This window comes from Bradyrhizobium sp. P2_E8, from assembly GCF_056403875.1.
Window position 1 is genome coordinate 1 of the sequence record NZ_JBFUES010001765.1, and the last position, 753, is coordinate 753.

Here is a 753-nt window from a genome sequence, read left to right on the forward strand (position 1 = left end):
GTCGATCAGGGCTTCGTCCTCGCTGGTGAAGCGATAGTCGAGCGCGCTGATGTAGCCGTCCCACTGCTCCTCGGTGCGCGGGCCCGCGACAATCGAGGAGACGAAAGCGGAGTTCAGCACCCAGGCGACCGCGAACTGGCCGGCGGTGATGCCTTTCTTTTCGGCGTGGCTCTTGATCTCCTGCGCGAGCTGGAGCGACTCCGGCCGCCATTCCGTCTGCATCATGCGGGTGTCRTTGCGTCCCRCACGCGTCTCCTTGTCCGGGGCAGCATCGGGCCTGTACTTGCCGGTCAGCACGCCGCGCGCCAAGGGGCTGTAGGGCACGATGCCGAGGCCGTAATAGGAGCAGGCCGGGAAGTGTTCGACCTCGGGCATGCGGTTCATCGCGTTGTAATAGGGCTGGCTCACCGCGGGCCGGTCGATGCCGAGCCGGTCGCAGATGTTGCAGATCTCGGCGACGCGCCAGGCGCGGTAGTTCGAGACGCCGAAATAGCGCACCTTGCCTGATCGGATCAGATCGCCCATCGCGCGCACCGTCTCCTCCAGCGGTGTCGCGTGATCCTCCTTGTGCAGATAGTAGATGTCGATGTGGTCGGTGCCGAGCCGTGCCAGGCTTTCGTCCGCGGCCTGCAGCACCCAGCGCCGCGACAGCCCGCCGCGATTGGGATCGCTGCCCATGGGGTTGGCGAGCTTGGTCGCCAGCACCCAGGCATGGCGGTTGTTGCCGATCGCGCGGCCCACTACCTCTTCGGA

General features: G+C 66.2%; 1 protein-coding gene. It reads right to left on the reverse strand.

Features of this window, described 5'->3' with window-relative positions; all coding sequences use genetic code 11:
• A partial coding sequence (locus AC1D00_RS43760) for an aldo/keto reductase (protein WP_477015021.1) occupies positions 1–753 on the reverse strand: 753 nt, incomplete at both ends.